Annotated in this window: 10 protein-coding genes and 1 tRNA gene; 6 read left to right on the forward strand and 5 right to left on the reverse strand. The window is 60.8% G+C overall.

Features of this window, described 5'->3' with window-relative positions; translation table 11 throughout:
* The first annotated feature begins 79 nt into the window (after positions 1-79).
* The 3 genes from HMPREF3160_RS07270 to HMPREF3160_RS07280 all read left to right on the forward strand — a co-directional run bounded on the left by HMPREF3160_RS07270 (position 80) and on the right by HMPREF3160_RS07280 (position 3150).
* Positions 80-916 (forward strand): phage holin family protein, encoded by an 837-nt coding sequence (locus HMPREF3160_RS07270; RefSeq protein ID WP_070490698.1) that lies wholly within the window; start codon positions 80-82, stop codon positions 914-916.
* A 97-nt stretch (positions 917-1013) separates the two neighbouring features.
* A complete protein-coding gene (locus HMPREF3160_RS07275; protein WP_070490699.1) occupies positions 1014-1904 on the forward strand; it encodes a DMT family transporter in 891 nt (296 codons plus the stop codon).
* A gap of 31 nt (positions 1905-1935) precedes the next feature.
* Positions 1936-3150, forward strand: coding sequence for a glycosyltransferase (locus HMPREF3160_RS07280; RefSeq protein ID WP_070490700.1), 1215 nt, complete (start codon positions 1936-1938; stop codon positions 3148-3150).
* A 121-nt stretch (positions 3151-3271) separates the two neighbouring features.
* Here HMPREF3160_RS07280 and hutH read toward each other — a convergent pair whose 3' ends face one another.
* The 4 genes from hutH to HMPREF3160_RS07300 all read right to left on the reverse strand — a co-directional run bounded on the left by hutH (position 3272) and on the right by HMPREF3160_RS07300 (position 8827).
* Positions 3272-4813: a histidine ammonia-lyase gene (hutH, locus tag HMPREF3160_RS07285; RefSeq protein ID WP_256174154.1), complete on the reverse strand. Its 1542-nt coding sequence runs from the start codon at positions 4811-4813 to the stop codon at positions 3272-3274.
* Between the two features lie 58 nt (positions 4814-4871).
* Entirely contained in the window at positions 4872-6080 is a 1209-nt protein-coding gene (gene hutI, locus HMPREF3160_RS07290) for an imidazolonepropionase (RefSeq protein ID WP_083285536.1), read from the reverse strand.
* A gap of 52 nt (positions 6081-6132) precedes the next feature.
* Complete coding sequence (gene hutU, locus HMPREF3160_RS07295) at positions 6133-7836, reverse strand: urocanate hydratase (protein WP_070490702.1); 1704 nt, start codon at positions 7834-7836, stop codon at positions 6133-6135.
* 136 nt (positions 7837-7972) lie between these two features.
* Complete coding sequence (locus HMPREF3160_RS07300) at positions 7973-8827, reverse strand: IclR family transcriptional regulator (protein ID WP_070490703.1); 855 nt, start codon at positions 8825-8827, stop codon at positions 7973-7975.
* Between the two features lie 326 nt (positions 8828-9153).
* On the opposite strand from HMPREF3160_RS07300, the gene HMPREF3160_RS07305 reads away from it, so the two are divergent.
* Positions 9154-9227: transfer RNA gene (locus tag HMPREF3160_RS07305), tRNA-Ile, on the forward strand.
* Between the two features lie 173 nt (positions 9228-9400).
* Here the strand turns inward: HMPREF3160_RS07305 and HMPREF3160_RS07310 are convergent.
* Positions 9401-10318: an oxygen-dependent tRNA uridine(34) hydroxylase TrhO gene (locus HMPREF3160_RS07310; RefSeq protein ID WP_070490704.1), complete on the reverse strand. Its 918-nt coding sequence runs from the start codon at positions 10316-10318 to the stop codon at positions 9401-9403.
* A 246-nt stretch (positions 10319-10564) separates the two neighbouring features.
* Between HMPREF3160_RS07310 and HMPREF3160_RS07315 the strand changes: the two genes are divergently transcribed.
* Both HMPREF3160_RS07315 and HMPREF3160_RS07320 read left to right on the forward strand, forming a co-directional pair.
* On the forward strand, positions 10565-12187 hold the full coding sequence (locus HMPREF3160_RS07315) for a peptide MFS transporter (RefSeq protein WP_083285537.1): 1623 nt from the start codon (positions 10565-10567) through the stop codon (positions 12185-12187).
* A gap of 42 nt (positions 12188-12229) precedes the next feature.
* A complete protein-coding gene (locus HMPREF3160_RS07320; RefSeq protein ID WP_070490752.1) occupies positions 12230-14320 on the forward strand; it encodes a CocE/NonD family hydrolase in 2091 nt (696 codons plus the stop codon).
* The last annotated feature ends 39 nt before the right edge of the window (positions 14321-14359 follow it).

Genomic DNA, 14359 nt, shown 5'->3' on the forward strand with positions numbered 1-14359 from the left:
TTTGTACAAGGAACCACTACCAGGAACCACAAGCGATTCGCACCCGGTTTGTACCGAGTGTGCTAGGAGACCGGATTTCATGACACAGCAGGAGCAGTTGCCTCAACCGCAGAACCTGCGTCAGACCGCATCTGTGATGATGCGTTTGGCCCCTAAACAGATTAATGACGAAGTGCAGTTGACTCTGCGTCAGCTCCAGGCCAAGGGCGTTTCCTTGGGCGTTGCTGTTGCACTGCTCGCCGCAGGTTTGGGCCTTTTGGGCTTGCTGGTGATCGCACTGGTTGTCGCCGCGATCGCGGGCTTGGCAACCGTGATGCCACTGTGGGTTTCCGCCTTGCTGGTCTCTGCGTTCTTCCTGATTTTGGCTTTGATCTTTGTTCTCGTGGGTGTGACCCGCGCAAAGAACATCGTTCCTGAAGCGATCGAGATCCCTAAGAACGCGGCAACGCGCCTGCGTTATGACATGGGTGTGCTTTCGCAGGGAACCGCCTTCAGCATCGCTGAGTTTGAGCAGAAGCAAAAGGAAAAGGAAGAAGAGAAGAAGCGCAAGAAGGAAGCGTCCAAGAAGCAGACCAACCCGAACTCCCGTGAGGATCACTCGCAGACCTATTCGGAGAAGCCTTCCGAGGGCGAGTTGAAGCGCCGCTTGTCCCGCCGCCGTGAGCACTTGGCTCAGTTGCGTGACACCCTGGGACGCCAGTCCGATGTCAAGGCTCGTGTGGGCTCGGTCGCTCAGCGTACCGGCCTGGTCAGCACCGGTGGTGACTCGTATGAGGCCAACCGTGCCGCTGGCGAGAAGGTCATGCCGATCCTGGGCGCGGCCGCGGGTATCGCTACGGCTCTGCTCGTGATCCTGGGCATCTCGAAGAAGCGTAAGAAGAAGAAAGCGAAGAAGGCTGCTAAAGCCTCCAAGTAGGGCTTAGAGCAGTCTCGAATCCACGCTTTGAACATTCTCTGTGAACACTGGCAGGCCGGTAACCCCGGCCTGCCAGTGCATGTCTACACCACATAACATGGTCTGGTTAGCTGTCACGGCGGCCCTCGTATCGGCCGCGTTTCTTGCCTTGGGTACGCAGCGTCAAGCCGCGGCCGTACGCAACGCGCACGGCCGTGAGGTCAGCGGGCGGCAGATCCTGGAGATGCTGAAGAACCGCACGTGGCTCATCGGTCTTTTCTTGATGATCACCGGCGTGGTCCTCAACGTCGTTGCGCTCTCGCTCGCCCCGCTCACGGTGGTTCAACCGTTGGGGGCGGTGGCGCTGGTTTTGACGACCATCATCAACTCGTGGGACCGCAAGATCCGCATCAACGGTGCAACCTGGCGTGCGATCACGGTGTGCACGATCGGCGCGATCGGTTTCGTGCTGCTTGCGATCAAGGCGACTCACGAAACCTTCGTGACCGGTAATCAGCGTGTTCTGATCATCATCCTGTTGGGCATCAGCAGCCTGATCCTCGCGATCCTGGCCCTGGTTCACAGGCGCCATAAAGGCGGCGCCATTTTCTACATCGTCGGGGCGGGCATCCTGTTCGGTTTCACCGCGGTCCTGGTTCGCACGATCGCGGTGACGTTCCTGCACTGGGACCCGGAGATGACCTGGTGGAAGCAGGTTCCGTGGGGTGCGATGATCGCGATCGTGATCGTGGGCATCATGGGGCAGTACTTCAACCAGCACGCCTACGCATCCGGCCCGCCAGAACTCGTGGTTGCAGGTTTGACCGTGATCGATCCTATGGTGGGCGTGCTGATCGGGGTCATCATTTTGGGTGAGCTCATGCCTGGATTGCCGTGGTACATTGCGCTGGGAATGATCGCCGCGGGCGTGATCGCGATTATCGGGGTCTTGCAGCTGTCCCGGCACCATCCTGATTCGGTGGCCCCTGAGCGCACCGAGGTTCGATAGAAGGTTCGATAGAATTTAGAGGTTGTAGCCGATGGCGTCGAGAGAAATGGAGCCTGCGTTGGAGACCCGGGAAACTCCCCTGAGAATCCTGATCGCTTGCGATACGTATCCGCCCGACGTCAATGGGGCGGCCGTGTTCTGCTACCGGCTGGCATCCAACCTGACTAAGCGGGGCCATGAAGTCCATGTCCTTGCGGCACGTAGCGACCGCGGCCCGAGCTTTGTGGAGCATCGCCCGGAAGCCACCGTGCACCGTGTCACCTCGCATAAGGCGCCAACACACGAAACCTACCGGCTTGTGACCCCGTTGACCGCCAATAAGATCGCGGGCCAGGTCATGGATGAGATCAGGCCCGATGCGGTGCACATCCAGTGCCACTACATGATCGGCCACGCAGCCCAGAAGCAAGCCACCAAACGCGGCATCCGTTTGATCGCAACGAATCACTTCATGCCGGAGAACCTCGAACCGTTCCTCCCGTTCCCGCAGTGGTTCCTCAACATCGTCTCCCGTAACTCGTGGCGCGACATGGGCAAGATCATGGGCAAAGCCGACGTGGTCACCACACCGACCCCGCTCGCGGCCCGCGCGATGCGCGAGAACGCTGGCCTCAAACACGTCTTGCCGCTCTCCAACGGCATCGACTCGGCCCACTATGAGCTGCGCAAGGACGAGACCCTACCGCAACGCGACTATCAGACAGTGTTGTTCGCTGGCCGGCTTGCTGTGGAGAAGAACATCGATGTTCTTCTGCGAGCGATGGCCCGCCTCAAGCAGCATCCGCAACCCCACGTGCGGATCGTAGGCGAAGGTGAACAGCGGCCCAAGCTCGAAGCGCTAGCTAAGGAGCTGGATATTGAGAACCGCGTCCACTTCCTCGGATTCGTTGACGATGAAACCCTGCGTCAGGAGTACCTGTGCGCGGATGTCTTCTGCCAGCCGGGAACAGCGGAGCTCCAATCGCTCGTGACGCTCGAGGCGCTCTCAGCGTCCCGACCTGTGGTGCTCGCGGACGCGCTCGCCCTGCCGCACCTGGTCAAGGACGGCGTCAACGGCTACCTCTTCACCCCAGGCGATGATCAAGACCTCGCGGCTAAGCTCGCAAGCATCCTGGACCTTTCACCGGCCGAACGCGCCGAGATGGGGGAGGCCGGCCACCAGCTCGCGCTGACCCACGGCGAAGAGAAAACGATCTCCACGTTCGAGGCTCTCTACCGCGGAGCTGACGTCCGCGACTACCTCTAAGGGCCCTCGCGCTAGGAACTTACCGGCGCTCAGGGTTGCCCGGCTTCATCAACGATTCGGCGCCTCAGCTATGTTTGTGCTAGCTGAGGCGCCGAGTTGTCTCTATCCCTAGCTGTTCTCCCTAGCTGTGCCAGGGGTGGGTTGCGAGGAACTCGACTGCCGCTTCGATGTCGGGTGCGAGGAAACGGTCGGGGCCCGGGCCGGGCACGCTCGCGCGGAACGCTTCGATGACCTCTGCCGTGGCAGGTGATGGTTTGAGCGGGGCACGCAACTCGATTGCGCGGGCCGCCGTCATGAGCTCGATCGCCAGGACGCGACGCAACGCATCAATCGAGGTGCGGAGCTTCCGTGCGGCATGCCAACCCAGCGAGACGTGGTCTTCTTGCATCGCAGAGGACGGGATCGAATCAACCGAGGCGGGGGAGGCCAGCCGCTTCATCTCTGCAACCAGGCCTGCTTGGGTGTATTGGGCGATCATGAAACCGGAGTCCACGCCCGGGTCATCTGCGAGGAACGGCGGCAAACCGAAGTTGCGGGACTTATCGAGCATCCGGTCGCTACGGCGTTCAGAGATCGACGCCAGATCAGCCGCCGCGATCGCGAGGAAATCCAAAACATAGGCGACAGGCGCCCCGTGGAAGTTACCGTTCGAGGTGACGGTCCCGTCTTCCAACACGACAGGGTTGTCGATAGCCGAGGCCAGCTCGCGTTCTGCAACGGTTGAGGCGTGAGAGATCGTGTCCCTCACAGCACCAGCAACCTGTGGGTGGCAACGCAACGAGTACGCGTCCTGGACGCGGGAGCCTTCCTTCATGACATCGGCAACGATCGGGGAGTCTTTGAGCCAGCGGTACACGTTAGCGGCCGAGCGCGCTTGCCCCGGATGCGGACGCAACGGTTCGTGTAGCTGTGGTGCGAACACGGTGTCACGGCCACGCAGAGCCTGGATCGACATCGCAGTGGTCAGATCCGCGACATCGACCAGTTCACGCAGATCAGCCAGCGCCATGAGCAACATGCCGAGCATGCCGTCGGTGCCGTTGATGAGCGCAAGCCCCTCCTTCTCTGCCAGTTCCAGCGGCTCGATGCCGGCTTCCTCTAACAGTTCAGGCACGGGACGCTCAATGCCTTCGGCATCGCGGGCCCGCCCCTCACCGAGCAACACGATCGCGCAGTGAGCCAGCGGAGCGAGATCACCTGAGCAACCCAGCGAACCGTACTCATGGACGATGGGTGTGATGCCAGCGTTGAGAAGCCCCACGAGGTTTTCAAGCACCACGAACCGCACACCGGTGCGGCCGGTGGCGAGCGTGCGGGCACGCAAGAACATGAGCGCACGCACAACCTCCCGCTCAACCTCCGGGCCGGTACCGGCCGCGTGGGAACGGATCAGGCTCGACTGCAACAGGGTGCGGCGCTCCTGCGGGATCGAGGTATCAGCAAGCGCACCGAAACCCGTGGAAACCCCGTAGACCGGGGTTGTGGAGGCCGCGAGGTCCTCAACGTGTTGGCGGACCGCATCCACCGTCTGGAAAACCTCCGGGCCCAGCTCAATTCGGGCGCCATGACGCGCCACCGCAATGACGTCCTCGGCGCTCACACCGCTTGGATTCAGCACCACGGTGGATGCGGAGGAGTTCTCTGGATTCTGGTGTGGGGACACTGCGTGCTCCTTCATGAAATTACACAGTCAATACGTGAGCCACAGGGGCCCAGGGTGGTTAGTCGAGTGCGCCGGCGATGATGCGGCCGTTCTTCACGGTTGCGCGGACACCGACCATGCCTGGCCGGTAGGCCATATGGATCGCGGCGGGCGCATCGAGCACGGCAAAGTTCGCAGGTGCGCTGCGGCTAAGATGCCCGACGTCGGTGCGCCGCAACGCTACCGCCCCGCCGAGGGTTGCCGCACGGATCGCTTCGGCAAGCGTCATCTGCTGCTGCAACACCGCGGTGGTGATGCAGAACGGAACCGAAGACGTATAGGAGGTTCCAGGGTTCAGGTTCGATGCGATCGCGACCGTAGCGCCCGCATCGAGCAGCTCCCGTGCAGGCGCTAGCGGTGCACGCGTGGACAGATCGCACGCCGGAAGGATCGTCGCGACCGTATCGGAGGCGGCGAGCATCTCAATATCTTCACTACTCAAGAAGTTCAGGTGATCAACGCTTGCCGCCCCGAGCTCAACCGCCATAGCGGCACCGCCCGTATGCCCAATCTGGTTACCGTGCACACGCAACCCCAGCCCGCGCGCCTGCCCGGCTTGCAGAACCCGCATCGACTCCTCGACAGTGAACGCACCCTGTTCACAAAATACATCGATCCAGCCAACATGATCGGCAACCGCATCCAGCATCGGACCACACACCAGATCGACATAGGCGGCACGGTCATGCTCGTATTCCGGCGGGACCAGGTGAGCACCTAAGAACGTGACTTCCTCAACGTGGCGGGCCGCGACACGTGCGGCGAGCGCTTCTGAATCCACGTCCAAACCGTAGCCGGTCTTGGTCTCCAGCGTCGTGGTACCTAAGGCCGCCGCTTGCACTACACGATCGGCAACCAGCGCATCGAGTTTAGCCTCGGATGCGGAACGGGTCGCCTCAGTCGTGACTGCGATCCCGCCGGCCGCATACGCCTGGCCGGCCATGCGTGCCTCGAACTCAGCGGAACGGTCGCCGTCAAAAACCATGTGGGAATGAGAATCAACCCACCCTGGAACCACGGCGGCACCGGCAAGATCAACGCGCTCATCGGCGTCAGGGGCTGCCGAGGCCGGACCAGTCCACGCGATCACGCCGTCCTCAACCACCAGCGCGGCATCAGCGATAACACCGGCATCCGCCGAAGTAGCGAGCTTCGCGGAATCAACCGCGCCATGCTCGGGGTCAAACGACCACAGCTCACCAATCGAGCTATACAGGGTCGAAGTCATCAGCGCTCCTCTCAAACACGCTTGAGCTGATGTGAGTATTCGCAGATGCTGCCTAGTCCCGCACGCGTGGGTTCATCGGCACACGCACACCGCGCTCATCGGCAACCTCAACGGCGCGCGAATAGCCGGCATCCACGTGCCGGAAAACACCCATCGCAGGGTCATTGGTCAGTAGCGCCGTGAGCTTGGCCGCCGCAAGCTCGGTACCGTCAGCGACACCCACTTGGCCAGCGTGGATCGAGCGTCCCATGCCCACGCCACCGCCGTGATGCAGCGAAACCCAGGTTGCGCCCGAGCTGGCCGCGGTCAGCGCGTTCAACAGAGGCCAGTCAGCGATCGCATCCGAACCATCCAGCATCGACTCCGTCTCCCGATACGGAGAGGCCACGGAACCGGAATCGAGGTGGTCACGGCCAATCACGATCGGCGCGGTGACCTTACCTTCGGCAACCAGACGGTTGAACAACAGTCCGGCCTGGTGGCGCTCGCCGTAACCCAGCCAGCAGATACGGGCTGGCAAGCCTTCGAACTCGACGTGTTCAGCGGCGGCATCCAGCCAACGATGCAGGTGCTCGTTCTCAGGGAACAGTTCCTTGAGCGCCTCATCGGTCACACGGATATCCTCAGGGTCGCCCGAGAGCGCAACCCAACGGAACGGACCCAAACCTTCGCAGAACAGCGGGCGAATATAGGCCGGAACGAAGCCAGGGAAGTCGAATGCGCGCTCGAAACCTGCGTGACGGGCCTCGTCGCGGATGCTGTTGCCGTAATCGAAAACCTCGGCACCGGCATCCTGGAAACCAACCATCGCCTCAACGTGGGCGGCCATCGATTCGCGTGCCTTCTTAGTGAAGCCCACCGGATCGGCCTCGGCTTCGCGGTCCCAGTCATCAAGAGCAATCTCCGCAGGTAGATACGACAACGGATCGTGGGCCGAAGTCTGGTCGGTGACAACATCGATTCTCAGCTCACCGGCCTTGTGCCGGCGTAAAAGCTCAGGGAACACCGCTGCCGCGTTGCCTTCGATCCCAATCGAGACGGCCTCGCCAGCCTCAACGGCCTGCTGAGCGCGCGCTACCGCGGCATCCAGGTCATCTGCGATCTCATCCAGGTAGCGCTTGGAACGGCGGCGTTCAAGACGGTTGCGGTCCACATCGACCACGAGTGCAACACCGCCATTGAGCGTCACGGCGAGCGGCTGAGCTCCACCCATTCCGCCGCAACCCGCAGTCAGCGTGATGGTGCCTTTCAGGGTTCCGTTGAAACGCTTCTTGGCAACCGCGGCGAACGTCTCAAACGTGCCCTGCAAAATACCCTGGGTTGCAATATAGATCCAGGAACCCGCGGTCATCTGGCCATACATCATGAGGCCTTCGTCTTCGAGTTTGCGGAATTCTGGCCAGTTGGCCCAGTCGCCCACGAGGTTCGAGTTAGCGATCAGCACGCGCGGGGACCACACGTTGGTGCGGATGATGCCAACTGGTTTGCCCGACTGAACCAGCAGCGTCTCGTCATCGGCGAGCTCTTTGAGCGAATCCACGATGGCGTCGTAAGCCTCCCACGAGCGTGCCGCCCGGCCTGTGCCGCCGTAGACCACGAGGTCATCAGGGCGTTCTGCAACTTCTGGGTCGAGGTTGTTCATGAGCATGCGCAGAGGCGCTTCTGTCTGCCACGAGCGGGCAGTGAGCTCGGTTCCGCGGGGTGCACGAACCTCGCGTGGTTCGTGGCCGGGGGAGGTCAAGTGGGCAAAGCTCATCATGGTCTCCTTATGTTGAAGCCGGGTTTATGGCCTGGAGATAGCTCATCATGAAAATGGTCTCAACGCACTAAAAACCGCGTGATCACGCGAGGCGCGTCCGAGATACCGGACAAAGCGAGGTTGGAGGGGCGGTTTATGCCTCGGTGATGATGTGTGACCTGACCGAGCTGTCGTCTATATTTGCGGCTAATTCGGGCGAGAGGACCGTCACCCCTTCTTGCTCGATGATCTCGTTTGGCTGGTGAGCGATCTTGGGTGCGAGGATCCCGAGTCGCCGCTGCAGGGTAGCTGCAGCTTCATAGAGCTCCTCAACGCGGTCGTCAAGCACGCGCTGATCCAGAGACGCTTTGCCGCGTTTCCACGTCAAAGCGATCGCGGCGATCGGCCACTTGGAGGCATCCAGGACCGGAACGGCGGCCGAACAGAAGTCCGGGCTGACCAGGCCGTCTTCCCAGCCGTAACCGAGCTCGCGCGTCATGCGGATGGCAATAGCCGCTCGCGTGCGTTCAGGGCCTGAGCGGAAAAGCGCGTTGATCTGCTGATTCGGTAGCTTCGCAAGGATCGCGCGGCCGCTCGCGGTCCGCAAAGCATCGAGGCGCACACCCACATCGGTCACGAGGCTTGTGCGGTTTTGCGCCCGAGCCTCAACGAGGTACACGGTTTCCTGCCCGCGCAGAATCGATAGGTGCCCAGATTCGCCGACTCTATCGACCAGCGCTTCGACGATGCGGCGGCCCAGGCGTGCCAAGGGCGCATGGCGGTTATAGCCCGAGGAAAGCTCATGAGCCGACGGGCCGAGGCCGTATGCGCGGTCCTCCATATGGTGGATCACATAGCCTCGGGCAACGAGTGCCTGTAAGAGGTCATAGAGGCTCGAACGTGGAATGTCTAAGGCACGGCTGATGTGACTTGCGGCTGTGGGGCGAGGTTGGGACGCCAAGTAGGAGAGGACGCGAAGTGTGGCGTCTGCCGCAGGAACTTTCGACATTGAGGCCTCTCTTTGGCGCATTACCATAATCTCCGTGATGACGTCCCCTTAGTCCACCACAAAGTTTAGGTGAAAGCCCGAATAGGAAGCCGAAACTCAAACAAGGCGAGAAACTCTCAGCTGCATCTCAGTTTCAACATAGGCGCCTCAGTGTGCCGTGAGGATTCTTTAGGTACAGCACGGGGCACCGCATCGTGGCGCGAATAGCTGATGCCGGGCATGAGTGTACCGTGCGCGCTGGACTCGCCCCGGATACTTTTTCACGCAACAGGCACGCTTCCGTTAGGCTTATCTCTCGTAGCTAGGCCGCTTCCAGCAGCCACTACGGGGCGTTAGCTCAGTTGGTTAGAGCAAAGGACTCATAATCCTTGGGTCGCGGGTTCAAGCCCCGCACGCCCTACACGTCACAACCTCGGCCAGTGCAGGCCGGTACGGCGCGCTACTGACGCCAGGTTATGACAACGATGGCGGGCTCACCACACGTTAGTGGTGAGCCCGCCATCGCGGTTAAATGCTATGCAGCCTCGGCCTAGTTGTGGTCGCCAGCGCAGCCTAGTTGGTAGCCGGTGCTGTCTAGTTGGTCGCCAGCGCTGCGGGGGCGGTGGCCGCCTGCTTCATGCATTCTGGGCATTCAGGGTGCTTGCCTGCGGCAGTGCAGGCTTCGCAACGCAAGAACTGCGAGCGGCACGATGGGTGCACACAGTTGACGAACACCGGAGTGCGTTCGCCACACTCGATGCAGGAGCCGAGGCTTTCGGCGCCGGAACCGAACTCCATGTGCATGCGCTTATCGAATACATATAGCGATCCGTCCCAGTAGCCGTCATTGCCGTAGGCTTCGCCGTAGCGGACGATCCCGCCATCGAGCTGATAGACCTCTTGGAAACCACGGTTCTTCATGAGAACCGTCAGCACTTCGCAACGAACCCCACCCGTGCAATACGTCACGACAGGCTTGTCTTTAAGGTCGTCGTATTTACCGGACTCGATCTCTTCGATGAAATCCCGGGTTGTATCAGTGTTCGGGACTACGGCGTTGCGGAAACGGCCGATCTCCGCCTCCATCGCGTTGCGGCCATCGAAGAAAACAACATCCTCACCGCGGGCATCCATAAGCTCATGCAACTGCGCAGGCTTGAGGCGCTCGCCGCCACCCACCACGCCGCTGGCGTCCACCTCGATCTCATTCGGGGTCGTGAACGTCACCAGCTCAGGGCGAACCTTGACGGACAGGCGTGGGAAGTCATCTCCCAAGCCATCCGACCACTTGATGTCTGCAGAACGGAACGGCTCATAGGAGCGCGTGTTCTTCACATATTTCTTAACATCGCTGATATCGCCCCCGAGGGTCGCGTTGATGCCATCCTTCGAGATGATCACGCGCCCTTTAAGGTTGCAGCTTTCAGCCAGCGTGTACTGCCACAAACGCACAGCCTCTGGATCTGCCAGCGGAGTAAACACGTAGAACAACACAATTTTCTGAACGGACATACCCCTAATTCTACGCCGGCGATCAGCGCCGGCTATATACCAGGTTGCCTGCCAGAACATGGAGCACCCGTCTTGAGCCGCAGAGAAGCCTCAAGGAGATCTTTGACATGTTCTGTTGACTGTTCACGTAAGGGCGCTAGCGTTGAAAGTGATAAGTAGTGGCGCCTATCAGCATCGATTGTTAGCAATGCATGAGACTGGCAACAATGCGGGGCAGTGCCAATGAGGAACGATTGTGAGATGTAAATGAGTAGAGACGAACAACAGGGCCAGGTAGAAGGTGACTTCACTCAAGACCCAATCCCGGTAGAGGGCTCACCGGGGGAGGTCTTGATCGACGGCGTGCAGATCGCTGAAGACCGGATTCCGCAAGAGAAGCTCGCCCAAGCTACTGAACACGATGCGCACGTGCATCAGGACCGCAGGTTCATGGGCCACCCCATGGGGTTGTTCGCGCTGTTCAACCTCGAGATTTGGGAGCGTTTCTCTTATCTGGGTTTCCAGGCGATCCTCGCTCTGTATTTCGCTGATGCGATCGCCAACGGAGGGCTCGGCTACGAAGAGTCCACCGCATCCTCGATCGTGGCGGCATATGGTGCCTTGGTCTACCTGCTGGGTATCGCTGGCGCGTGGGTTGCCGACCGTATCGTGGGCACAGGGCGGGCGACCCTGTGGGGCGCGATCATCATCGCGGCAGGCCACATCTGCATGGGCCTGCCTGCCGAGGTGACCACATGGATCGGCCTAGGGTTGATCATCCTCGGTACGGGCCTGCTCAAGCCGAACGTCGCGACCCAGGTCGGTGAGCTTTACGGTAAGGACGATGCCCGCCGTGACTCCGGTTTCGCGATCTACTACGCCGGTATCAATATCGGTGCGTTCCTCGGCCCGCTCGTTGCAGGCTGGCTGGGTCAGAACATCAACTGGCACCTCGGGTTTGCATCGGCCGCGGTGGGCATGGTCCTCGGCCTCATCCTCTATATCGCGATGGGTCGGAACCTGGGTGGTAAGCGCCGCGAAGTGCTCGTGCGTGCCGCGTTCAAACCGGATGCCAACTTCTGGATCATCGTGACCGCTGCCGTAGCGGTTGTCGCCGTGGGTATCTTCTTTGGGACCCGCTCGACTGACGGATTAGATAACGTGGTCAACGCGGTTAGCATCATCACGATGATCGTGCCGGCAGCGTTTCTGCTGTGGATGTATTTCTCCAAGAAGGTCACCGCGGTTGAACGCCGCAACCTCGGGCCCTACGTGTTGTTGCTGATCGCCCTGATCGCCTACAACCTCACCTACTTCCAGACCGGTAACACGCTGAACTTCTTGGCGCTGAACAAGACCGATAACACCGCGTTCGGCTTCGAGTACCCATCCACGTGGTACATCTCGCTGACCGCGATCGTCGAGATCATCATGGGGCCGGTTCTGGCATGGCTGTGGGTCAAGCTGGGCCGGCGCCAACCGTCGGTTGCAACCAAGGTCGGTATCGGTACGATCCTCGGCGGGCTTGCGTTCTTGACCGTTGCGATGGGTGCCGCGGTAACCCCTGCGATGGGTCTGCTGGCTAGCGCGTGGCTCATCGGCTGCTACATCTTCCTAGGCCTAGGCGACCTGATCCTGCAGACCTCCGGGATGAGCGCGACCACCAAGCTGGCCCCGCGTGCATTCGCAAGCCAGACGATGGCGGTCTGGTTCGCCGCGATGGCGCTGGTTCAAGGCTTGCAGGCCCAGATTGTGAAACTGTTCGACTTCGATAACTTCTCTAACGCTGCCGCCTACTTCGGTATTCAAGGCGGGCTGATTGTGGCTTACGGTGTGTTCCTCATTCTGGTGAGCCCATGGATGACCCGCCGCATCCAAGCAGTCGCGTAAATCCGCAGCGTAGAAGCAACAACTTAGAGGTAGGGAGTGGACATGCTGAAACCTGAAGACCTTCCGTTTAAAGTCGAGATCGTTGAGGACTGGATTCCTCTCAGCGATGGCACACGATTGTGGATGAAAGCATGGATGCCTGTAACTGATGATCCGGTTCCAGCGATCCTGGAATATCTGCCGTACCGCCACGGAGACTGGACTGCCCCGCGCGATCACGAACGGCACCCGTTCTATGCAGGCCACGGCTACGCATCCATTCGCGTGGACATCCGCGGCCACGGCAGCAGTGAAGGCGTACCGGGGGATGAATACGATCAGCAAGAGCACAATGACGGGCTTGAGGTGATCGAGTGGATCGCCAAGCAAGACTGGTGCACGGGCAAGGTCGGTATGTTCGGCATCAGCTGGGGCGGGTTCAACTCGTTACAGCTAGCGAGCTATCAGCCAGAAGCGTTGAAAGCGATCGTCACAGTGTGCTCAACTGATGACCGCTACGACAACGACGTGCACTATTTCGGCGGCTCGATGCTTGGGATCGACATGCACGCGTGGGCCGGAACGATGCTCGCGTTCGAATCCCGCCCGGTTGATAAGCGGGTGTGGGGCGAGAAATGGCTCGATCAGTGGAAGTACCGGCTTGAGAACATCGAGCCGTTCATCGACACGTGGGTTGGGCACCAGGTCCGTGACGACTACTGGAAACACGGATCTGTGTGCGAAGACTACAGCTCGCTTGACGCCGCGGTCATGGCGGTGGGCGGCTGGTATGACCCATACCGTGACACCGTCCTGCGGCTGACCGAGCATCTGTCCGCACTCGGTAAGAATGTCCGCGGCATCGTAGGCCCGTGGGCGCATCAGTATCCTGACCGCGACTTGCGCCCCGGCCCGCACATCGACTTCTTGGGTGAGACCCTGCGCTGGTGGGATCATTGGCTCAAGGGCAAAGACAACGGCGCGATGGATACTCCGCTATTCCGGGGCTGGATCACCGATTCGGTGCCGCCGCGTTCCGCCTATGACAAGATGCCGGGCCGCTGGGTTGCAGAAAAGCAGTGGCCTAGCCCGCACATCAAACCAACCGAGCTGAGCCTGGACGGTGCGCATGTTTCACCGTTCGCCGCACAGAGCACCAACAGCGATGGCGCTCTTGAGGTGCGTGTGGCCTCACCACAGGATGTGGGTGCAGACGCCGGCCGTTACTTCCCGTACGGCAACGCAGCTGACTTGCCGGTGGACCAGCGTAGCGATGACGGTAAGTCAGTTGTATTCGACTTCCCGGTGACAGAAGACATCGACGTGCTCGGCAACGCTTCGGTCAAGCTACGGGTCTCATCACCGACCGAACGCGGCCAAGTGTATGTGCGCATCAACGATGTCGCTCAAGACGGCTCCTCGACCTTGGTGACCCGCGGCAACCTGAACTTCAGCGCCCGCGAAGGCCGCGATAAGGCCGTAGCGATGCCGGTAGGCGAGTGGGTTGAGGTTGAGGTCCCGATCACGGGAGTGGGCTACCGTTTCCCTGCCGGCCACGTGCTCCGTGTAGCTGTCTCGAGTGCCTACTGGCCGTGGGTCTGGCCGCAGCCAGGCGGGGAAGGGTTCAGTATTGATCCTGCCGCGAGCGCGCTGGTGCTGCCGGTCCGTGAACCCACCGACGGCGAAGGCGCGGCAGAGCGTGCCGCTGCGGATGCTTCGGTGCGCTTCGATGATCCAGTCCGGCTAGTTCCGTTGGATGTGAAGTATCCGCAGGCAGGCGAAACAGGGGCAGCGGGTGCGGCGCGCCCTGAACGGCTGATCTCTCAAGACGTGGTGGCCAACGAAACCGTGTTGCAGGTGGACCCCGCCTATGGCGGCACGCGCGTGTACCCGGATGGGTTGCACTATGACGAAGACACGGTTGAGACCTACTGGATCAATAAGGACGATCCGCTCTCTGCACGCACCGAATCGGTGTGGACCGTGGGGATGCGCCGGCCAGACATGGACTGGGACACCAAGGTTTTTGCGACAACACGCATGAGCTGTGATGCCGAGAACATCTACACGTACTCCCATGTGCTCGCATATAACGACGACGAGCTGATCTTCGAGAAGACCTGGGAGAAAGAGCACCCACGTATCGCAAGCTAAGTGAGCGAGCTCGCGCCAACGTGAATTCGCTCAACAGTA

The organism is Arthrobacter sp. HMSC06H05, assembly GCF_001807395.1.
GTDB lineage: Bacteria > Actinomycetota > Actinomycetes > Actinomycetales > Micrococcaceae > Pseudoglutamicibacter > Pseudoglutamicibacter albus.

Excerpts from the sequence above, each read along its gene's own strand:
- HMPREF3160_RS07270 (WP_070490698.1), top strand. The coding sequence starts at position 80 with ATGACACAGCAGGAGCAGTTGCCTCAACCGCAGAACCTGCGTCAGACC.
- HMPREF3160_RS07275 (WP_070490699.1), top strand. The coding sequence starts at position 1,014 with ATGGTCTGGTTAGCTGTCACGGCGGCCCTCGTATCGGCCGCGTTTCTT.
- HMPREF3160_RS07280 (WP_070490700.1), top strand. The coding sequence starts at position 1,936 with ATGGCGTCGAGAGAAATGGAGCCTGCGTTGGAGACCCGGGAAACTCCC.
- hutI (WP_083285536.1), bottom strand. The coding sequence starts at position 6,080 with ATGACTTCGACCCTGTATAGCTCGATTGGTGAGCTGTGGTCGTTTGAC.
- hutU (WP_070490702.1), bottom strand. The coding sequence starts at position 7,836 with ATGAGCTTTGCCCACTTGACCTCCCCCGGCCACGAACCACGCGAGGTT.
- HMPREF3160_RS07300 (WP_070490703.1), bottom strand. The coding sequence starts at position 8,827 with ATGTCGAAAGTTCCTGCGGCAGACGCCACACTTCGCGTCCTCTCCTAC.
- HMPREF3160_RS07310 (WP_070490704.1), bottom strand. The coding sequence starts at position 10,318 with ATGTCCGTTCAGAAAATTGTGTTGTTCTACGTGTTTACTCCGCTGGCA.
- HMPREF3160_RS07315 (WP_083285537.1), top strand. The coding sequence starts at position 10,565 with ATGAGTAGAGACGAACAACAGGGCCAGGTAGAAGGTGACTTCACTCAA.
- HMPREF3160_RS07320 (WP_070490752.1), top strand. The coding sequence starts at position 12,230 with ATGCTGAAACCTGAAGACCTTCCGTTTAAAGTCGAGATCGTTGAGGAC.